We start from the raw sequence: 20,586 nt of genomic DNA on the forward strand, positions 1-20,586 counted from the left end.
CTGGTCGTGCCGCCTAGGCTCCGCGGCTCCAACTGGGGGAGGATGTCATGGCGAACGCAATCGGTGATTTCATGAGCGTGCCCGCACGGCTGCTGCTGGGCGCGGGTGAGGCGGACGAGGCCGGAGAACCGCGCAAGGCGCGGCTGCCGGTCAAGGGGCAGGGGACGATCGCCTTCGCGGTCGCGCAGCGCAGGCGTTTCAGCGTCGTGCTGCGCGCCGAATGCTGGGGCGCACCGGGCTATCGCTGGGACGTCGGCTTCGGTGAGGTGACGCTGTCAACATTCCGCGACGGCGAATGGCATACGCTGGTGCGGCTCGACGTCGGCCCCGACTGGATGCCCGAAGTGGGTCTCGATGTGGATCCGCTGTGCCCCTACTGGTTCAGCATCGACTGCCACAATCGCCGGCTGCGCTATGGCAAGGGCGAGATGCGATTGGAGACGATGCTGCTCGACTATGAGCTGGCGCCCAAGCCGACCGATGGCGCACCCGATCCGCTGCACTGGCTGTGCGATGTGACGACGGTGGACCTGCGCGCCGAGGTGCGCGGCGAGGCCGAGATCTGGCGCGATCCGGTCGCCTGGGCGACGCCGATGCGCGTCGTGTCGCACGACGAAATCACGATGGACGATGTCGCGCTCACCACCGATCGCGTGGCGGTTCCGGCGAACCTCACACCTGCCTGTCAGCAACTGTACGAGAATGTCGCCGGCAAAAGCTTCGTCCTCGACACGCCGGACTTCCCCGACTTCTCCAAGGCGATCGCCAACAGCATCAACACAGAAGGCCTGTGGTGCTTCGAAAAGCTGAAGGAGAAGGCGAGCGAGTTCGGCGAGCCCGATCCATTGGCGACCTATCTGCGCATCACCCTGGGCGGCAACCAGGGCGAGTCCCCGGGGATCCCGTTCGTGATGGAGATCTGGCCGTCGAACCATTATTCGCCGATCCACGATCATGGCGGCGCCGATGCGGTGATCAAGGTGCTGAACGGCGCGATCGACGTCCACCTGTTCCCGATGCTGTCCTGCCATCACGAGACGCCGTTCGGAACGCAGAAGTTCGACACCAACGAGGTCGCGTGGATCTCGGCGCGGCTCAACCAGTTCCACAAGCTGGAAAATACCGGCACCGAGCCCTGCATCACGATCCAGTGCTATCAATATGCCGCGACCAACGACGTGCACTGGCCGTATTTCGATTACCTCCAGAAATGGGACATCGCGCGGTTCGATCCGAACAGCGACGCCGATTATCTCTGGTTCAAGAACAAGATGCGCGAGGAATGGCGCGACTATTGAACGGACAAGGTGGCCCCGGCATCGCTGCCGGGGCCAAGCTCGATCAGGGGCGCCAGCCGACCGGCAGCGTCCGCGCCGCGACCGTCACGCGGGTGCGTGCCTTCACGTCGCGCGAATGTTCGCCCAGCAGCACCTCGTAGCTGCCGCCCGCGACCTTCCACGAATGGCTTGCCGCGTCCCAGGTCGCCAGCAGCCGCGGATCGATGTCGAGCGTGACCGTCTGCGATTGGCCCGGCTTCAGCTCGACCTTGCGGAAGCCGCCAAGCCGCTTCGGTGCTTCCCAGCCATTGCCGGCGACATAGACCTGCGCCACGTCCTTGCCGGCCCGCTTGCCGGTGTTGCGCACCGCAAAGCTCACGCGGATCGATCCGCCCTGCGGCCGCGCGGTGAGGCGCGAATAGGCGAAGCTGGTATAGGACAGGCCGAAACCGAACGGATATTGCGGCTCCAGCCCCTTGGCGTCGTACCATTTGTAGCCGACCGTCGCGCCTTCGCTGTAAACCGTGTCGCCCTTGTTGGGCTCGGACGGCTTGGCCAGCTGGTCGAGCGAGCGGGGGAAGGTGACGGGCAGATGGCCTGACGGATTGGCCTTTCCGAACAGCAGGTTGGCGATCGCGTCGCCGCCCTGCGTACCCGGGAACCACGCCTCGAGGATCGCGCCGACCTCGCTCGCCCAGGGCGTGAACACCGGTCCGCCGGTTTCCAGCACGACGACCGTCTTCGGATTGGCCTTTGCCACCGCCGAGATCAGCGCGTCCTGATTGTCGGGCAGGGTCAGCGATACGTCGAACGCCTCGCCCGACCACTGCGTGGCATAGAGGATGACGACATCGCTCTGCGCCGCGAGGTTGACCGCGGCGGCGCGGTCGGTGCCGTCGGCATAGGAGACCGAGGCGCCCGGTGCCTGGCGGCGGATCGCGTCCAGCGGGGCGTTGGGATAATACATGACTGGTCCCGGCCAGAAGGTCGGCTCGAGCCCGGGCACGGCATTGCCGCCGACCGGATAGACCAGCGACGATCCGCCGCCCGCGATCACGCCCTTGTCCGCACGACCGCCGATCACGGCAATGCGCTTCACCTTGGGCGACAGCGGCAGCAGCGCATTCTCGTTGCGCAGCAGCACCGCGCCTTCCTCGGCATCCGCGCGCGTCACCTTGGCGTGTTCGGCCAGCATCGTCGCGGGCAGGTCATGCGGCGCGGCGGTGATCGGATGCTCGAACAGGCCGTGCGCGAACATCGACCGCACGATGCGGTGCGCCATCTTGTCCAGTGTCGCCATCGGCACGTCGCCGCGCGCGACCGCATCGGCCAGCGGCTTGCCGAAATAGGCCTCCTTGTCGAACGGGAAGCCCGAATCCTGGTCGAGGCCCGCCTTGGCAGCGGCCACGGTCGAATGGGTCGCGCCCCAGTCGGACATCACATAGCCCTTGAAACCCCAATCGTCGCGCAGCACCTTGTTGAGCAGCCAGTCATTCTCGCACGCATGCGTGCCGTTGACCTTGTTGTACGAGCACATGATCGATCCCGGATCGGACCGCTCGATCGCGAACTGGAAGGCGAGCAGATCGGACATGCGCGCTTCGGTATCGCCGATGACCGAATTGCCGGTGTCGCGGTCGGTCTCCTGATCGTTCACCGCATAGTGCTTGATCGTGGAGATGACGTGATTCGACTGGATGCCGCGGACCTGCTCGGCGACCATCACGCCGGCCAGCCACGGGTCCTCGCCGCCATATTCGAAGTTCCGCCCGTTGCGCGGCTCGCGCATCAGGTTGACGCCGCCTGCCAGCATCACGTTGAAGCCCGACGCCCGCGCCTCGCGCCCGATCATCGCGCCGCCCTGATAGGCGAGCGCCGGATTCCAGCTGGCGGTCGTCGCCAGGCCTGAGGGGAGGGCGGTACGGCCGCGCTTGTTCGGGGCGCCGCCCTGCGTCGCGACGCCGATGCCCGCATCGGTCTGCCACTGGGCCGGAATGCCCAGGCGCGGGATTGCGGGAATATAGCCCGCGCTGCCCGGCCGCGCCTCGGCAGGGGCGGTATATTTCTTCGGCGGGAAGTCGCTGCCGAAATAGCCGAACACCAGGGTCAGCTTTTCTTCGGTCGTCATCTGCGCGACCAGCAGGTCGGCGCGGCGATCGGGGTCCAGCTTCGGATTCGACCAGGGATGGCTGACGGCCGACCGGGCCGGCCCGCTGGTCTGCGCGGTCAGCGATGTGGAGGCCAGGATCGCGGCCAATCCAGCCAGCGGGGTTGCGAATGCGAGCGTGCGGCGAATACCCATTTTTCTCTCCCAGAATTGTCCGCTATTTGTCAGCGTTGTCAGAATGAGTCATATCGGGCAAGGGACGATTACGCCAGTGGGTCCGTCGATCGAAGACCCGCGGCAGCCTTGAGCAGGGAGCTAGGAATGAAGGGCCAGAGAAGTTCGAGCACGACGATCGCGTTCGTGTGCGTGACCACATTGTTTTTCGCATGGGGTTTCATCACCGCGCTGGTCGACCCGCTGGTCGCCGCGGTGAAGGGCATCTTCACGCTCACCGACGTGCAGGCGCAGCTTGCCGCCTTCGCCTTCTTCATCGCCTATGGTGCCTGTTCCTTTCCGGCCGCGTCGCTGCTCGCACGGCTGAAGTCGATTCCGACGATCCTGATCGCGCTCTGCACGATGATCGTCGGCTGCCTGGTCATGCTGGCGGCGGCGAACCTTGCCATCTTCACGCTGGTGCTGATCGGCCTGTTCATCCTGGCCAGCGGAATCACGATCCTTCAGGTCGCGGCGAACCCGCTGGCGGCGGCGCTTGGCGATCCGCGCTACAGCCATTTCCGCCTGACGCTCAGCCAGACCTTCAACTCGCTCGGCACGTTCCTGGCCCCGCTAATCGGCGCGCACCTCTTCCTCGAGGGTGTCGAGGTGAAGCCGGGCACCGTCGTGACCGAGGCGGTTCGCCAGCAGGCGCTGGGCGGCATCGATTCCGCCTATCTGTACATCTGCGGCCTGATTGCGCTGCTCGCGATCTTCTTCTTCTTGAGCCGCAGCGTCATCACCCGCGCCGCACCGCCTTCGACCGCGGAGGCTCGTGGCAGCCTGGGCGCGATGATCGCCGATGCCCTCTCGTCGCGCTGGGCACTGTTCGGTGCGCTCGCCATTTTCCTCTATGTCGGCGCCGAAGTCGCGATCGGCACCCAGATGGCGCTGTTCCTCAACAACGACGCGATCTGGGGCCAGTCGGATGCGCCCTTCTCGGTGCCGCTGCTCGGCCTTGCCATGGGCAGCGACGGCGTGCCCGGCGTCTCGCTTCAGGAAGCCGGCAAGGCAGTCGCCTTCTATTGGGGCGGCGCGATGGTCGGCCGTGCGATCGGGTCGGTGCTGCTCGGCTTCGTCCGCGCCTGGGTCCTGCTCGCGCTGTTCACCGCGATCGCTGCCGGCATGTGCGCGTTCGTCGTTCTGGTGGGCGGCGTCGACGCAGGCTTCGTCGCACTGGCGATCGGCCTGTTCAACTCGATCATGTTCCCGGTGATCTTCACCCTGACGCTGGAGCGCTCGACCGCCAGCCAGGAGGCCACGTCGGGCCTGCTGTGCACCGCGATCGTCGGTGGCGCGGTCCTGCCGCTGCTCGTCGGTGCGGTCTCCGGATCGCACGGCTATGCCTTCGCGCTGGTCGTGCCGGCCGCCTGCTACATCGCATTGTGCCTGTTCGCGATCGCCGCGGGCCGCGCGCCGGTGGCCAAGCGCGAGGGAGCGGCGGTCGTCTCGATGCACTGACGGTTGGGAAACGGGGCGTCGATCGGGCGCTCCGTTTCCGGTCTTGCGGACATCGATCCCCGGTGCGACAGCATGCGGCACTCGGTCGCATGGAGGGGTTGATGAAGGTGGATCGTCGTCGGTTGATTGCTGGGTCGGCGGGCTTCGGCCTGATGGCGCTCGCCTCGTCCTCCTCCGCCCAGACAGCGCCCGCGCCGCAGGAGAGCGACGCGGAACGGCGCAACCGCGAGAAGCTGGAGGATTTCGCCGGGCTTCGCCGCTATGCCGCCGACAATGCGAAAGTGAAGGCCAGCGGCCGGCCGGTCGACATCGTTTTCATGGGCGACTCGATCACCGAGGGCTGGCAGTCCAAGCATCCCGCCTTCTTCACCCCGGGCCGCATCTGCCGCGGCATTGGCGGGCAGACCACGCCGCAGATGGTGCTGCGGATGATGGCCGATGTCGTCGCACTGCGCCCCCGCTTCGTGCACATCATGGCCGCGACCAACGACATTGCCGGCAATACCGGGCCGATGACCTTCGGCCAGACGCAGGACAATTTCCGCGTGATGGTCGCGGTCGCCAAGGCGAACCGGATCAAAGTCCTGCTGGCGTCCACCCCGCCGGCGGACGGCTTTCCCTGGCGCCCCGGTCTGGCAACCGTGCCGCGCATCCGTGAGATCAACGCCTGGCTGCCCCGGTTCGCGCGCGAGGAGGGACAGACCTTCGTCGACTATACCCCCGTGCTTGCCGACGAAAAGGGCGCGATGAAGGCCGGGCTTGCCCATGATGGCGTGCATCCGGGCCCGGAAGGCTATGCCCTGATGGAAGGCGTGCTGACGCCGCTGCTGGTCGCGCGCAAGGCATGAGGCCGCTGCTCTGCATCGCCGCGCTGGCCGCGGCGGTGCCCGCTTGGGCGCAAGTCCAGGAACTGGCCTCGCCCGATGGCAGCAACAGGATCACCATCGGCCTGAACGCCAATGGGACGCCGCATTATCGCGTCACCCGCAACGGCGCGACGATCATCGCCAATTCGCCGATCGCGCTCGACCTCGATGCCGACAGCCTCGGCTATGGCATGACCATGACCGGCGCCGAGAAGGAGAGCGCCGATAGCGTCTATCCGATCGTCGTCGGCAAGGCGGCGCAGGGCAGGGACCACCACAATCAGCTGACCGTCCATTTCGTCGAGAAGGGCGGGGCGAAGCGCCGAATGGATGTTGTCCTGCGCGCCTATGACGACGGCGTCGCCTTCCGCACCGTCGTGCCGGTGCAGCCGCAGACCGCGGCTGCGATCGTCCGCTACGAACGGACCGGCTTCAACTTTCCCGAGCCGTGGAAATGCTGGGGCTTCAACGTCGGCAAGTTCGGGTCGAGCCATGAAGGCGAATTCGATCCGGTCGATACCAGCCGCACCCGCGACCATAACCTGTTCGACATGCCGTTCGTCTGCGAGACCGGAAAGGCGGGCTTTGCGATCGCCGAGGCCGATCTGCTCGACTTTGCCGGCATGTATCTGACGGGCCGAGGCGACGGCGGGCTGGGGCTCCAGGTCAAGCTGTCGCCCTCGATCAACGATCCGCGGATCGCGGTCCGCACCCGCGTCGGCAGCCCGATCGTCACGCCGTGGCGCGTGGTGATGCTCGCGGACAAGGTCGGGCAGCTGATCGATTCGACCCTGATCACGACGCTGTCGACGCCCAGCCGGATCGAGGACACCAGCTGGATCAAGCCCGGCATGACGAGCTGGGATTGGTGGAGCGGCCCGGTGATCGCGCGCCTGCCCGGCAAGCGGACCAGCACCGAGGTCGCCAAGGCGCTGATCGACTTCTCGGCCGAGAATGGCTGGCCCTATGCGATGATCGACGAGGGCTGGTACGCCGGTGCGGGCGGCGGCGGCGTGCGTCGCCCAGGCGTCGACATCACCCGCTGGAACGACCCTATCAACATCGAGGAGGTCGCCGCCTATGCCAAGACGAAGAACGTCCGGCTGTGGCTGTGGGCGCATTGGGAAGCGCTGGACGACCAGATGGAGGAGGCGCTGACACTCTATGAGCGGCTTGGCATCGCCGGCATCAAGGTCGACTTCATGGACCGCGACGACCAGTGGATGGTCAACTGGTACTCCAAGCTGCTCGCGGCGGCGGCCCGTCACAAGCTGATGGTCGACCTGCACGGCGCCTTTCCGCCGCGCGGACTGGCGCGCACCTATCCGAACTTCATGACGCAGGAAGGCGTGATGGGCGCGGAGTATAACAAGTGGAGCCGCCGCGCGACGGCGGGCAACAACGTGATGCTCGCCTATACCCGCGGGCTGCTCGGCCCGATGGACTATACGCCGGGCGGCTTCCGCAACGTATCGCCGGAACAGTTCCGCATCCGCAACGACCTGCCGTTCGTGCAGACGACGCGCGCGCACGGCCTGGGTCTGTACGTGGTGTATGACAGCCCGCTGGTGGCGGCGGCGGACAGCCCCGACACCTATGCCGAGAGCCCGGCCGGGTTCGAGTTCCTGCGCGACGTGCCGGCAAGCTGGGACGAAACCCGCTTCATCGCCGGCGAGGTGGGCGACTATGTCGCGGTCGCCCGGCGCAAGGGGAAGAACTGGTATCTGGGCGTGCTCAACAACGAGAGCGGCCGCACGGTTCGATTGCCGCTGTCCTTCCTGGGCGGAAAGCGCCACGCGATGACGCTATGGGCCGATGGCGACGCGCCGGATGCGATACGAAAGATCGAGCGCAGCATCGGCGGCAGTGAAACGCTGGAGCTGGTGCTCAAGCCGACCGGCGGCGCGGTGGCGACGTTCCGCTAGGACGTCGGGCCGTTCAGAACCAGCGATCGCCCATCCAGCGGTCGCTGACCTGCCGGACCAGCGCGGGATAGTCGGGCCAGTCGGTGCCGATGATCGGCAGGTCCCAGTCGGCGATGACCGCGGCGATCCCGTCCGCGTCGATCTCGCGCCCGGCGGCGCGGGCGTGACGCGCAAGCTCGAGCTCCTGGCCCCAGAAATAGATCGACCGCGCGTCCATGTTCGCCTGCATCCGGCGCACTTCGTCGACCCGCCCGTCGCTGACCAGCCACAGCCAGATGTCGGGCATCAACAGGTCGACCGGCACGTCGGGCCGATAGTCCAGCGCATCGCACTGCGCGATATGGACCTTCGCGCGCGCCTCGACCGGAAGCTGGGCGAAGATGTCGAGCTCATGATGCAGCGCGATCACGTCCGGATCGCGCTCGACCACTGTCACGCGCGTCACCTCGGGCAGAATCGCGGTGGCGGCTGCCGCCCAGCCGAGCCCGAGCCCCAGAATTACCACATGCCCGTGCGCCAGTCGGATGCCGATCTCCTGGCTTTCGAGTTCGAGCGGGGTGATCGACATCCAAGTTTCCGTGCCTCGCATCAGCACCGGAAAGTCGCTGACGAGGCGCGCCGGGCTCCAATAGCCCTGCATCAGCGCATGTCCGCCAACCCTGAGCGTCCAGTTGCCGCTGCGCATCGGATGATAACTGGGAACGAACAGATCGGTCTCGAACCGCGTCAGCGCGCTTGGCAGGGTCATCCCGATCGGCCGTCCTTCTCTTCCGCATGGCGGGTGGCATTGGTGACCGACTGGTCATGCCCGCTCTTGTCGCTGAAAAACGCAGCAGCGAAAAGTCCGCATCCGAGCAGTACCGACAGGAAAACGCCGGCAATCGTCGCAGTAACGATGACGAAGTTCAGCTCGACATAGAGCGACAGATACCAGAGCGCACCAGCGACCATGAGGACGCCGGCCAGGGCGATCCACTTCATCATCCGCTTGAACTCGGCCATTGCGACCGGACGGTCATTCGCCATGCTGTGCACTCCTTCGCCATCGTTCAGATGGGTGGCGCCACCGCGCCGGGCAATCGGACATAATGCCCAAGCCAGGACCCGTCCGTAACCGATGTGAAGCGTTGCGGCCTCAGGTGCAACGGCTTGTACGATGTGCCCGACAACGTATTGGACTGCGGACGATTATCTTTCCTCTCGGCGGCCCCGCGCGGGCTTCACGGCAGATTCGCGCGCAACTCCTCGATCCACGGCTTCGCCACTCCGTCGGACGGCGCGCGCCAGTCGCCACGCGGGCTCAGGCCCCCGGCCGCCGAGACCTTGGGGCTGTTGGGCAGTGCCGATCGCTTGAACTGACTGGTCTGGAAGAAGCGCCAGAGGAAGCTTTCGAGCCAGTTGGCGATGGTCGGCAGGTCATACTGGTTACGGCCGGCATCTGGAAAGCCCTGGGGCCAGGCGCCGGCATCGCGGTCCCGCCAGGCGTGCCAGGCGAGGAAGGCGATCTTGGACGGGCGCAGCCCATGGCGGACGACATAGTGGAGGAAGAAGTCGTGCAGCTCATAGGGGCCGATCCGGTCCTGCGTGCTCTGCATCTTGCCCTCGGCATCCGCCGGAACCAGTTCGGGCGAGATTTCGGTGTTCAGGATCGCGGTCAGCACCTCGGCTGCCTTGCCCTCGAACTGACCATCGCTGACCGTCCAGCGGATCAGATGCTGGATCAGCGTCTTGGGCACGCCTGCATTGACGCCGTAATGGCTCATATGATCGCCGACGCCATAGGTGCACCAGCCCAGCGCCAGTTCGGACAGGTCGCCGGTGCCGACGACGAACCCTTCGCGCTGATTGGCCAGGCGGAACAGGTAATCGGTGCGCAGCCCCGCCTGAACATTCTCGAAGGTGACGTCGTAGACGGGCTGACCATCGGCATAGGGATGGCCCATGTCCGACAGCATCTGCCGCGCCGCCGGGCGGATATCGATCTCCTCGCCCGTAATGCCGATCGCCTCCATCAGCGCCCAGGCATTGCCCTTGGTATCGTCGCCGGTCGCGAAACCCGGCATGGTGAAGCCGAGAATATCGGTGCGCGGACGCCCGAGCCGATCCATCGCCTTGGCAGCAACGATCAGCGCATGGGTGGAGTCGAGCCCGCCCGAGATGCCCAGCACGAGACGCTTGGCCCCAGTCGACTCGATCCGCTTGCGTAGCCCCTCGACCTGGATGTTGAAGGCTTCGTAGCAGTCGTCGGCCAGCCGGGCCGGGTCATTGGGCACGAACGGAAAGCGGCGAATGGCGCGACGCAGGCCCAGATCGGCACGATCGGCGCCATGGTCGAACGCGATCCGCCGGAACCGCGTCTCGGGGTGCCCCGCGGCTGCGGCAGCGTCGTTGAACGTGCCGGTGCGCATCCGCTCCAGCCGCAATCGTTCGAGGTCGAGATCGGCATAGACCGTCTCGGTCGACAGATCGAAGCGCTGCGATGTGGCGAGCAATTCGCCCAGTTCGTAGATCTCGCCCTGGCCGTCCCAGGCAAGATCGGTCGTGCTCTCGCCGGGACCCGATGCCGAATAGAGATAGGCGGAGGCGGTCCGGACCGATTGCGATGCGGAAAGCAGCGCACGTTCGCGCGCCTTGCCGACGACGATGTTCGATGCGGAGAGGTTGCAGAGCACCAGCGCCCCGGCCAGCGCGCCGGTCGTGGAAGGCGGGGTGGGGGCCCAGTAATCCTCGCAGACCTCGATATGGAAGACGAAGTCGGCAAGGTCGCTGGCCGTGAAGATCAGATCGGTGCCGAACGGTGCGGTCTGGCCCGCAAGCTGGACGTCGAGGCCGGTCAGCCCCGCGCCAGACGCGAACCAGCGCTTCTCATAATATTCGCGGTAGTTGGGGAGGAAGCTCTTGGGCACCACGCCCAGGATGCGGCCGCGCGCGATCGCGATCCCGCAATTATAGATGCGCCCGTTGCGGCGCACGGCTGCGCCGACCACCAGCACGGGCTTCAGCGTGCGGCTGGCTTCGACAATGCTGGCGATGCCGGCCTCGGTCGCGGCCAGGATCGCGTCCTGCATGTGCAGGTCGTCGATCGCGTAGCTGGTGATGTTCAGTTCGGGGAAGACCAGCAGGTCCGCGCCCTCGGCATGGCCCGCTTGCGCCAGTGCGATGGTCGAGGCTGCGTTGGTCGCAGGGTCCCCGGCGGTTGCGACGGGCGTGCACACGCCCGCGCGGATCATCCCCTGGCGGTGGAGCGAATAGAAGTCATGGATATCGGCCATCGGTGCGGGACGCCTCCTGAGCGCCCGGCGACGTGCTCGATCGAGCGCCGGCGGGAGCGGTACGGGTTGCGCGCCGTCCTAATCGCTGGCGCGGTCCCGTGCCAACCCCGCGATCGGCGTACCGTTCCCGTCAGGCCTTGGACGCGAAGATCATCCGGCCGGGGCCAAGCCGCTCGAACAGCCTGGACAGGTCCTGTTCGCCAACGGCGAAACAGCCCTGGCTGCGGCCCAGCTTGCCCCATTTCGCGACCATGTCGGGGTTGGAATACCAGGCGCCATGGATGACGATGGCGCGGTCCAGCGCATTATTGTTGGTCGGGTCGAGCCCTTCCAGCCGCTGCGACGTGCCGTGCTTGCCGACATAATAGTCGCTGGTGAGGAACGCGCCTTCGCAGGTCGCTTCAGACCCGACGACGTTCGAGAAATTGTGGAGCAGGCCGGTATGCTCGCGATCGGAGCCGACCCCGTGCGCGACCAGCATCGTCTCGACCTGGCCCGTGCCGAGGTTCACGATGTGAAAGCGCGGGCGGTAGGACGGGATGGCGAAGTCGGCGATAGCGATACGATCATGCGACGCGATCCGCATCGAGTGGCGGTTGAGCGAGGCGATCGCCTGACGGAACAGTTCGGGGCGCACGCCCGTTGGTGCGGGACGATGCGAGGCGGCCGGGCTGGCCTGGATCTGGGCAGCCGCCATCTCGACCCCGGCCGGCCGCTGGGGTGCGGCAGGGAGGCGTGCTGGGAGCGCGGCGATCGGTACCGATCGCTGAGCGCAGGCGGTCACCACGGCGCCGCCAGCGGCGATCAGCCCGGTCTTGATGAGGGTCCGGCGCGTCTGCACCGCGTCGAGAGACTTCATAGCTTCGGTCGTGCCCAATTCGTTTTCCCGCTGTGGAAATATGTACCACATAGATCGGGTGCGAATTGCTGACATGCTGCCACAATCTCCGCCATTCGCCGCAGCGATGGCCCGGTTCGCCGAGTCGGGACCCTATTTCCGAACTGAGTCAGTGGTTGGTTCGGGAACGATACAGGCTGTCACGCAGAATCGCTCCATTCGATACGCGCTTTCCAAACGTCTTCGACGCATCGCGTGGATCATCCCAGCGTCGACCGAAACGCAGTCAATCGATCGATCGCCCGGTCGAGGGTTTCATCGTCCTTGGCGAAGCACAGGCGAACGACGTTCGTCACGGGATTTTCCGCGTAGAAGACCGACACCGGGATGCTGGCGACACCCGCCTCGATCAGCGCTTCGCTGAAGCTGCGATCGTCCATCGCGATGCCGGAGGCCGCGAGGTCGATGGTCAGGAAATAGGTCGCGGCACTGGGCAGGGTGACATAGCCAGCCGTGCCCAGTCCTTCCGCCAGCCGGTCGCGCGAGCGCTGGAAGCGGTGGCGCGTGTCCTGAACCCAGGCGTCCTGCGTCGCCAGCCCCTCGGCCACGGCCCATTGCAGATTTGGCGGGGTCGAGAAGGTCAGGAACTGATGCGCCTTGGCCAGCACGCGGGCGATCGGCGGGGCGGCGCACATCCAGCCGACCTTCCATCCCGTCAGCGCAAAGATCTTGCCGGCCGACCCGATCTTGACCGTGCGCTCGCGCATGCCGGGAAAGCCGATCAGCGGCAGGTGGCGGGCGCCGTCGAAGGTGACATGTTCCCAGACCTCGTCGCAGATCGCGATCAGGTCGTGCGCGACGCAGAAATCGGCGATCGCGGCCAGCGTCTCGGCGCCGACCATGCTCGCGGCGGGGTTCACCGGATTGCAGATCAGCAGGAAGCGCGTGCGCGGCGTCACCAGCGCCTCCAGTGCGGCGCGGTCCAGCGTCCAGTGCGGCGGCTCCAGCCTGGCATAACGGGGCACGCCGCCCGCGCGCTGGATCAGCGGCGCATAGGCGTCATAGAGCGGCTGCAGGCAGATCACCTCGTCGCCCGGCTCGATCAGCGCGAGGAAGCTGGTTGCCAGCGCCTCGGTCGCGCCCGAAGTGACGATGACTTCGTCGGGGCTCAGGTTCAGTCCCTGATGACGGGCATAATGGTCGGCGACGGCGCGGCGCAACTCGATCAGGCCGGGCATCGGGGGATACTGGTTCGACCTGTCGCGCAGCGCCCGTGCTGCGGCCTCGACGACCGGCTCGCACCCTTGGCCGTCGGGGAATCCCTGGCCGAGATTGATCGCCCCGGTCTCCCGCGCACGAGCGGACATGGCTTCGAAGATGGTGGTGCCCATCGCTGCGTAGATCGGGTTCATGGGCTCACCCTAACATGCATAAATTGCATTCGTGCAACGGGATCGTTAGCCCTGGGTTCAGGCTGGAAGCGTAACGAGAGACCGTGATGAGCACCGATAAAGCCCGCGAAACCCCGGAGACCAACCCCGCTGAGGACAAGCAGGAGGGCGAGACGCTCGCTGCTGTCCGCCAGCTTGCCGCGGATATCAAGCGCCGCGCGCCGACCAACCGTCAGCTGGGCGTGGGTGCCGCGATCGGCGTCGGCTCGGCCGCCGTCGTGGCGGCGCTGCTCTACTGGCGCGGCAACCGCAAGTAATCCGTCCCCCGGCCGCGATCGACGCCTCAGGCGAAGATCGCGGTCAAATCCCCGTCCGGCACCGCCTCCTTGGCGTCGCGAAGTTCCAGCATCACGCTGGCGAGCATGGTCATGCCGCCCATTGCGACCAGCGCGTTGATCGTCCCGACGACCAGCGAGATGACCAGCGGGCTCGACATGCCCTTGGTGGCCTGGCCCAGGAATATCTGGAGCAGCGCCAAGACTGTTGCGCCGATCCAGAAGGGCAGCATCGCGAGAAAGATCCGGAATCCGGATCCTTTGGTCAGTGTCCAGCTTCTTGCGAACGCTTCGATCAGCCCTTCGCGCTCGAACACGTACAGCGGCACCGCAACCGACCAGCGGATCCAGGGCAAGAGCGCGATGATCGCGGACGTCAACATGATTGCATATGCAAGTAATGGCAGCGTGTAACCCGGTATTATCCACCGTGCCATCAGGGTCATCAGGACGGCTGCCACCAAGTAGATCAGTATCGTTAGGATCCAGGTCATCAGGATGATTGCGACCACCGGCAACATCAACGACAACCCCAGGCCGAGCGCTTCGCTCGCCGCAACGTGCTGGCGGGCACGACGACGAAAGGTCGCGTGTGACAGCGCGATCTGGAGTATCGCGGTGGTCAGCAGTCCAACGAGCCCGATAATCAGATAGGGCAGCCAGAAGTCGAAAGTCTCCGAACGTTCTGCCATGTCGTACGCGTCAGCCCATCCAAATTTCCGGGCCCACCATATCGTCGCGAAGGGCGGTCCTCCGGCCAGCACGAGCGATGCGCCTAGATACAGCGGCGCGTTCGCACCGATCGAGTCGAAGGTGCGCGAGATGACGGTCGAAATCTCGAATCGTCCGCGCTCGTCAGCGAGATAGGCCATGAACTTCCCCCTGCCAGCCGTCGCCCCCCGTCGGCCATTCTGAAAAAAGCTGAACAAAATCAGCGGGACTGTCCAGTCCTCTGCGACTTTCAACTTGCCCGCTCCTGTACTAGAAGTCGGTGGGGAAGGGGACAGTGTGGCGAATTCAGCCTCGACGGCGAACGGGATCGCGGAGGCGCATGAGCGCCTGCTCGCCAATCGCGACATCCAGTTCGACCTGCCCCCGCCACCGCAGATGCAGCCCCCGCCGCCGCGATCGTCGCCCTGGCTGGAGTGGCTGGGCAACCTTGGCACCTCTGCGGGCTGGCTGATGTGGGTCGCGATCGGCCTGTTTGCCGCGCTGGTCCTGTTCGTGGTCGTCCGCGCGATGATCCGCAATCGCAGTCAGCGCGAGGCGCCGGCGGCGGTCAAGCATGAGCTGGCGGAGTGGCGGCCCGAGGAGAAACAGGCGCGCGCATTGCTTGCCGAAGCCGATGCGCTCGCCGCCGAGGGGCGGTATGAAGAGGCCGCCCGGCTCCTGCTCCATCGCAGCCTCGACGATATCCGCAAGCGCAAGCCCAAGCTGCTGAAACCCGCACTGACCAGCCGCGAGATCGGCATGATCGACGCGCTGCCCGGGCCGGTGCGCCAGACGTTCCAGGTGATGGCCGCCGCGGTCGAACGCAGCCTGTTCGCCGGACGTCGCCTCAGCCGCGAAGCGTGGGAAGAAGCACGCGGTGCCTATGACGCCTTTGCGCTGAAGGGCAGCTGGGCATGAGCGCGACGGGAGACTCTGCTCTGTTCAAGGGGCGAACGGTCGCGATCGTTGCGATCGTTGCGATCGTGGCCTTCATCGCCTTCATGTTCCTGTCCGCCTATGAAGGCGACCTGCGGCCGCAGCGCGACGCCGGCGGCCACGCGCTGTCCAACTCGGCAGTCGGCTTCTCCGGGATCATCCAGCTGGCCCAGGCGACAGGCAGCACCGCCGGCACCAGCCGGGATCCGAACGACGTCTATTTCGATGGATTGCTGGTGCTGACGCCCAATCTGGGCGTCGATCCCAAGGAGCTCAAGCGCATCATCGACCGGCGCGACGGGCGGCAGACGCTGCTCATCCTGCCCAAGCATTTCGCGTTCGAACTGCCGACGCGTCCGGGCTGGGTGCGGGATGCGGGGGCGATCCCGACCCAGACGGTCGACAAGATGCTGGACGGTATCGTCAAGGCACAGGTCCGCGACAGTGCGGGCGGGCGCACGATCGATGGTCCGACGCTGGAGCCGCTCGTGAAGGGACCGTCGGGCGGCGCGTTGCTGGCTGCCGTCGGGGAAGACGGACTGTATATCCTCGCCGATCCCGATGCGCTCAACAATATGGGCCTCAAGACGCTGGCGGGCGCCGAGCGCGCGCGGGCGATCCTCGACGAGATGGAGATCCAGGAAGAACCGATCCTGTTCGACCTGACGCTGGTCGGGCTGGGCAAGGGGCCGAGCCTGCTGAAGCTGGCGTTCGAGCCGCCTTATTTGCCGTTCACGCTGTGCCTGGGTCTGGCGACCCTGCTCGCGGCGCTCCACGCCGCCCGCCGCTTCGGCCCGCCAGCGCATGAAGAGCGCAAGGTTGCGTTCGGCAAGCGCGCCATTGCCGAGAATGGCGTGGCGCTGCTGCGCCTGGCGCGCCGGCGGCATCGCACCGGCGCGCGATACGTCGCGCTGACCCGCGAGGCGGTGGCCGCTGCAACCGGCGCACCAGCTGGGCTGAACGGCCCGGAGCTCGACCAGTATCTCGACCGCCTGAATCGCGACGGCGAACCCTTTACGAGCATCGCCGCGCGCGCGACCGATGCCGCCGATACCCGCCGGCTGATGGCTGCCGTGCGTGACCTGTACAGCTGGAGAAGGACCGTGACCCGTGACCATCGATGACGTGAAGGCGCTGGGCGACAGCATCCGTGCCGAGATCGCCAAGGGCGTGGTGGGACAGGACGAGGCGGTCGAGCTGATGCTCGTGGCGCTGTTCGCCTCGGGCCATATCCTGCTGGAAGGCCCCCCGGGCACGGCAAAGACGTTCCTCGCGCAGTGCTTCTCGCGCGCCGCGGGGCTGGACTATGGGCGTATCCAGTTCACCCCGGATCTGCTGCCGGGCGATATCCTGGGATCGAACCTTTTCAATTTCCAGACGTCGCAGTTCACGCTGACCCGCGGGCCGATCTTCACCGAATTGCTGCTGGCCGACGAGATCAACCGCACCCCGCCCAAGACCCAGGCCGCCTTGTTGGAAGCGATGCAGGAGCGGGTCGTCACGATCGACGGCGAGGATCACAAGCTGAGCGACCGGTTCATGGTCGTCGCGACGCAGAATCCGATCGAGAATCAGGGCGTGTATCCGCTGCCCGAGGCGCAGCTGGATCGCTTCCTGTTCAAATATGAGTTCAGCTATCCCAGCGCCGAGGAAGAGCGGCGGATCGTGGCGGCGCATGGCAATCGCTTCGGCATGCCCAAGCCCGACGAATGGGGCGTCGCCCGCGTCGCCGACGCCGCGTCCATTCGGGCGGCTGCCGATATCGTCGCGGCGAATACGCTGGCCGACGAGGTCATCGACTATGTCGTGCGGCTGATCCGGGCGACGCGATCGACAGGCGACCTGCAGACCGGCGCGAGCCCGCGTGCGGCGGCGATGCTGGCCGCGGCGGCGCGCGCGCGTGCTGCGCTGGCCGGGCGCGATTATGTCCTGCCCGACGATGTGAAGGCGCTGGCGCCCGCTGCCTTGCGCCACCGCGTCATCCTGTCGCCTGCGGCCGAGATCGACGGACGCAAGGTAGACACGATTCTGGCCGGACTGATCGAGCAGACCGAGGCGCCGCGCTGATGATCCCGACCCGCCGGGGCGTATTGCTGATGGCTGCCGGCGCCCCGCTTGGGTTGCTGGTCGGCATCTTCGCGCCGGCGTTCTGGCATGTTGGTCTGGTCTGGATCCTGGTCGCGCTCACGCTGATCTTCCTCGACTGGCTGATGTCCGGCAGGGCGCCGGCGACCGAAGTCGAGTGCGCCGGCGCGGTCGAGGTGGGGCAGGTGCTGACCGTGACGGTCACGGTCGATCCCCAGAGCGCGTTGCCAAACGGTACCGAGGTTGCGCTGGGCACCGGCCGTCGGCTCGTCCCGGTTGCCGATAACCGCGCCTCGCTCAGCGGTGCGCAGCGGCAGGTCGCGATCCCCTTTACCGCGGTGCGGAGGGGACGCGATGCGGTCGAGCGGCTCTGGATCCGCTGGACCGGGCCGATGGGCCTGGCCTGGCAGCAGCGCGAGACTGCGCTCGACCGGACCGTCATGGTCACGCCCGACATCCGATCGGTCCGCGAGGGCGCGTCGGTGATGCTGCGCGAATCGCAGATGGCGGAGATGGCGCGGATCGATCGCGGCGAGGGCAGCGAGTTCGAGGCGCTGACCGAATGGCGCAGCGGCATGGAGCGCCGATCGATCGACTGGCGCCACAGCGCCCGCCATCTCCAGCTGCTGGCGCGCGAGTTCCGCATCGAGCGTAACAACAATATCGTGTTCGCGATCGATTCCGGGCGCGTGATGTGCGAACCGGTCGCGGGGCTGCCGCGGGTCGATCGCGCCATTTCCGCCGCGCTGCTCGCCGCCTATTCGGCACTCCGCCTGGGGGACCGCGTCGCGCTGTTCGGCTATGACTCGCGGCCCCGCATCTCTTCGGGACTGGTGTCCAGCGTGCAGGCGTTTCCGCTGATGCAGCGACTGGCCGCCGAGCTCGACTATTCGACTGCCGAGACCAATCACACGCTTGGCCTCGCGACGCTCGCCGGGTCGCTCAACCGGCGATCGCTGATCGTCGTGTTCACCGAATTCACCGACCAGACCGGTGCCGAGCTGATGATGCGCGCAGTTGCCAATCTGACCGGAACCCATCTGGTGCTGTTCGTCGTGCTGCGCGACGCCGAACTGGAGGAGATGGCGGAGGCCGAGCCGCAGGGCGTGGACGATGTCGCGCTGGCAGTCACCGCGGCGGCGCTGCTGCGCGAGCGCCGGTTGGTGATCTCGCGGTTGCGCCACATCGGTATCCATGTCGTCGAAGCGCGGCATAGCGAGGTCGGCCCCGCGCTGGTCCGCCAATATCTCGAATTCAAGCGGAGGAACCTGTTGTGAGCGCGCTTGCTCCCAACGCTCCAACCGGCAGCGCGCTGCGCTTTCGCGAGGCGCGCGAGGCCGACTGGCTGCGACTGGAACATCTGCTCGACCGGATCGAGAAGGGGAAGACGGCCTCGCTATCCGACGAGGATCTGTTCGAGCTGCCGGTGCTTTACCGCGCGACGCTGTCGTCGCTGTCTGTTGCGCGCGAGACCTCGCTCGATGTCGACCTCGTCGCCTATCTGGAGTCGCTGTCGACCCGCGCCTATTTCATTCTTTATGGCGTCCACGCGCCGCTGCTCGGGCGGCTGGCCAAGTTCTTCGGCCGCGACTGGCCGCGGTCGGTGCGCGCCATCTGGCGCGAGACCGCGCTGGCGACGCTGACCTTCTTCCTGGGCGCGATCGCGGCCTATTTCCTGGTGCGCGCCGATCCCAGCTGGTTCAATGCGGTGATCTCCCCCGATTTTGCCGGTGGTCGTGACCCGACGGCTAGCAAGGAGTTCCTGCGTAACGGACTCTATTCCAACACGGGTCATACCGGCGGACTCCTCGGGCTGTTCGCGACGCAGCTGTTCCTCAACAACAGCTGGGTGTCACTACGCTGCTATGCGCTCGGCTTCGCCTTCGGGGTGCCGACGCTGTTGCTGCTGATCACGAACGGCGCGATGCTCGGCGCGTTGATGGCGGTCTATATTCCGAAGGATCTTGGCTGGAACCTGGCGGGCTGGCTGACGATCCACGGCACGACCGAAATCCTGGCGATCGTGATCGCCGGAGGCGCGGGGCTGCGCATCGGCTGGGCGGCAGCCTTTCCCGGGCGGCTCAGCCGGCTTCAATCGATCATCGCCGCGGGCCGGACCACCGGCTTCGCGATGCTGGGGGTCGTGATGATGCTGGTCCTGGCCGGCCTGCTCGAAGGATTCGGCCGCCAGCTGATCCGCAGCGACGGTGCCAGGTTCGGGATCGGCGGGATCATGCTGGTGCTATGGGTTTGCTATTTCTACGTCATGCCGCTGCGCGGCGAGGACGGCACCCATGGCTGACAAGCCGCCCCGCACCCTGCATCGCGAGTTCATCACCTCCGAGGGCGTGGACCTGCGGCTGACGCTCGGCAGCGCCGGCGAACGTGCCGCGGCCTTCCTGATCGATGCGGCGATCATCTTCGCCGCGTTCATCCTGGTCCTGATCGCCAGCGCACTGGTGATGGCGGGTCGAGCTTCGGGCGGGGAATATCTGTTCTCGATCATCCTGCTGGTCTTCTTCTTCCTTCGCAGCGGCTATTTCGTCGCGTTCGAGCTGGGGACGCGCGCGGCAACGCCGGGCAAGCGTGCGCTGCGCCTGCGCGTTGTGTCGCGCGACGGCGGGCGGTTGAGCGGCGAGGCGGTCGTCGCGCGCAACGCGATCCGCGAGATCGAGGTGGGGATCCCGTTCCTGTTCCTGCTCAGCAACGCCTTCTTCCCCAACAGCGCCGATGTCTGGACCAACTATGCCGCGCTGGCCTGGGTCGCGTTGTTCACCTTCTTCCCGCTGTTCAACCGCGACCGCATGCGCGTCGGCGACCTGATCGCCGGCACCTGGGTGGTTCGCACGCCGCGGCGCAAGCTGGGCGTCAGCGTGGTCCAGCCGCATGTCGAGCCCAGCTTCATCTTCACCGAGGAGCAACTGGCGGCCTATGGCGAGTTCGAGCTCCAGAAGCTCGAGGAAGTGCTGAGGCGCGAGGACGAATTGTCGCTGATCGTGGTCGCGCAGGCGATCCAGCGGCGGATCGGATGGACCGGAGGCGGGGACGAGATGGAATTCCTCCAGGCCTATTATGCCGCGCTGTGCCAGCGGCTCGAGCGCAACATGCTGTTCGGCAAGCGCCGCGCGAACAAATATGAGCAGGCCTGAGCAGCCCGACCGGTGATCCG

At 66.4% G+C, this 20,586-nt stretch carries 18 protein-coding genes; 11 read left to right on the plus strand and 7 right to left on the minus strand.

Features of this window, described 5'->3' with window-relative positions:
- Window positions 1-47: 47 nt before the first annotated feature.
- Entirely contained in the window at window positions 48-1,298 is a 1,251-nt protein-coding gene (locus ACZ1H8_RS18685; protein WP_465178721.1) for a cysteine dioxygenase, read from the plus strand.
- 43 nt (window positions 1,299-1,341) lie between these two features.
- On the opposite strand, the gene ACZ1H8_RS18690 is transcribed toward ACZ1H8_RS18685, so the two are convergent.
- On the minus strand, window positions 1,342-3,579 hold the full coding sequence (locus ACZ1H8_RS18690; protein WP_465178722.1) for a glycoside hydrolase family 3 C-terminal domain-containing protein: 2,238 nt from the start codon (window positions 3,577-3,579) through the stop codon (window positions 1,342-1,344).
- A gap of 126 nt (window positions 3,580-3,705) precedes the next feature.
- Here ACZ1H8_RS18690 and ACZ1H8_RS18695 point away from each other — a divergent pair, with 126 nt between their 5' ends.
- The 3 genes from ACZ1H8_RS18695 (at window position 3,706) to ACZ1H8_RS18705 (ending at window position 7,849) form a co-directional block, all read left to right on the plus strand.
- Entirely contained in the window at window positions 3,706-5,058 is a 1,353-nt protein-coding gene (locus tag ACZ1H8_RS18695) for an MFS transporter (RefSeq protein WP_465178723.1), read from the plus strand.
- A gap of 101 nt (window positions 5,059-5,159) precedes the next feature.
- Window positions 5,160-5,906: a GDSL-type esterase/lipase family protein gene (locus ACZ1H8_RS18700; protein ID WP_465178724.1), complete on the plus strand. Its 747-nt coding sequence runs from the start codon at window positions 5,160-5,162 to the stop codon at window positions 5,904-5,906.
- Window positions 5,903-7,849 (plus strand): glycoside hydrolase family 97 protein, encoded by a 1,947-nt coding sequence (locus ACZ1H8_RS18705; protein ID WP_465178726.1) that lies wholly within the window; start codon window positions 5,903-5,905, stop codon window positions 7,847-7,849. Before ACZ1H8_RS18700 ends, ACZ1H8_RS18705 begins: the two co-directional genes overlap by 4 nt.
- Window positions 7,850-7,862: 13 nt before the next feature.
- On the opposite strand, the gene ACZ1H8_RS18710 is transcribed toward ACZ1H8_RS18705, so the two are convergent.
- From ACZ1H8_RS18710 to ACZ1H8_RS18730, 5 genes are all read right to left on the minus strand, one after another.
- Entirely contained in the window at window positions 7,863-8,597 is a 735-nt protein-coding gene (locus ACZ1H8_RS18710) for a polyamine aminopropyltransferase (RefSeq protein ID WP_465178727.1), read from the minus strand.
- On the minus strand, window positions 8,594-8,875 hold the full coding sequence (locus ACZ1H8_RS18715; protein ID WP_465178728.1) for a hypothetical protein: 282 nt from the start codon (window positions 8,873-8,875) through the stop codon (window positions 8,594-8,596). Before ACZ1H8_RS18715 ends, ACZ1H8_RS18710 begins: the two co-directional genes overlap by 4 nt.
- 194 nt (window positions 8,876-9,069) lie before the next feature.
- Window positions 9,070-11,121 carry an NAD(+) synthase gene (locus tag ACZ1H8_RS18720; protein WP_465178729.1) on the minus strand — a complete coding sequence of 684 codons (2,052 nt, stop codon included), beginning with the start codon at window positions 11,119-11,121 and terminating at the stop codon, window positions 9,070-9,072.
- A 130-nt stretch (window positions 11,122-11,251) separates the two neighbouring features.
- A complete protein-coding gene (locus ACZ1H8_RS18725; protein ID WP_465178730.1) occupies window positions 11,252-11,980 on the minus strand; it encodes a murein L,D-transpeptidase catalytic domain family protein in 729 nt (242 codons plus the stop codon).
- Window positions 11,981-12,219: 239 nt separating this feature from the next.
- Window positions 12,220-13,371, minus strand: coding sequence for an aminotransferase (locus tag ACZ1H8_RS18730; protein WP_465178731.1), 1,152 nt, complete (start codon window positions 13,369-13,371; stop codon window positions 12,220-12,222).
- Between the two features lie 86 nt (window positions 13,372-13,457).
- Between ACZ1H8_RS18730 and ACZ1H8_RS18735 the strand changes: the two genes are divergently transcribed.
- Complete coding sequence (locus ACZ1H8_RS18735; RefSeq protein WP_465178732.1) at window positions 13,458-13,667, plus strand: hypothetical protein; 210 nt, start codon at window positions 13,458-13,460, stop codon at window positions 13,665-13,667.
- Between the two features lie 26 nt (window positions 13,668-13,693).
- Here the strand turns inward: ACZ1H8_RS18735 and ACZ1H8_RS18740 are convergent, their stop codons facing one another.
- A complete protein-coding gene (locus ACZ1H8_RS18740; RefSeq protein ID WP_465178733.1) occupies window positions 13,694-14,557 on the minus strand; it encodes a hypothetical protein in 864 nt (287 codons plus the stop codon).
- Window positions 14,558-14,693: 136 nt separating this feature from the next.
- Here ACZ1H8_RS18740 and ACZ1H8_RS18745 point away from each other — a divergent pair, with 136 nt between their 5' ends.
- Genes ACZ1H8_RS18745 through ACZ1H8_RS18770 form a run of 6 tightly spaced genes read left to right on the plus strand, consistent with a single transcriptional unit; the run spans window position 14,694 to window position 20,566 of the window.
- Window positions 14,694-15,314: a DUF4129 domain-containing protein gene (locus ACZ1H8_RS18745; RefSeq protein WP_465178734.1), complete on the plus strand. Its 621-nt coding sequence runs from the start codon at window positions 14,694-14,696 to the stop codon at window positions 15,312-15,314.
- Complete coding sequence (locus tag ACZ1H8_RS18750; RefSeq protein WP_465178735.1) at window positions 15,311-16,456, plus strand: hypothetical protein; 1,146 nt, start codon at window positions 15,311-15,313, stop codon at window positions 16,454-16,456. Before ACZ1H8_RS18745 ends, ACZ1H8_RS18750 begins: the two co-directional genes overlap by 4 nt.
- Window positions 16,443-17,399 carry an AAA family ATPase gene (locus ACZ1H8_RS18755; RefSeq protein WP_465178736.1) on the plus strand — a complete coding sequence of 319 codons (957 nt, stop codon included), beginning with the start codon at window positions 16,443-16,445 and terminating at the stop codon, window positions 17,397-17,399. Before ACZ1H8_RS18750 ends, ACZ1H8_RS18755 begins: the two co-directional genes overlap by 14 nt.
- The gene (locus ACZ1H8_RS18760) at window positions 17,399-18,694 is read left to right on the plus strand and encodes a DUF58 domain-containing protein (protein WP_465178737.1); all 1,296 of its coding nucleotides are present in this window, start codon (window positions 17,399-17,401) and stop codon (window positions 18,692-18,694) included. The genes ACZ1H8_RS18755 and ACZ1H8_RS18760 overlap by 1 nt, the downstream gene beginning before the upstream one ends.
- On the plus strand, window positions 18,691-19,719 hold the full coding sequence (locus ACZ1H8_RS18765; protein WP_465178738.1) for a stage II sporulation protein M: 1,029 nt from the start codon (window positions 18,691-18,693) through the stop codon (window positions 19,717-19,719). The genes ACZ1H8_RS18760 and ACZ1H8_RS18765 overlap by 4 nt, the downstream gene beginning before the upstream one ends.
- On the plus strand, window positions 19,712-20,566 hold the full coding sequence (locus ACZ1H8_RS18770) for an RDD family protein (protein WP_465178739.1): 855 nt from the start codon (window positions 19,712-19,714) through the stop codon (window positions 20,564-20,566). The genes ACZ1H8_RS18765 and ACZ1H8_RS18770 overlap by 8 nt, the downstream gene beginning before the upstream one ends.
- The last annotated feature ends 20 nt before the right edge of the window (window positions 20,567-20,586 follow it).

The sequence above is a fragment of the Sphingomonas sp. BL-S-25 genome (genome assembly GCF_055521555.1).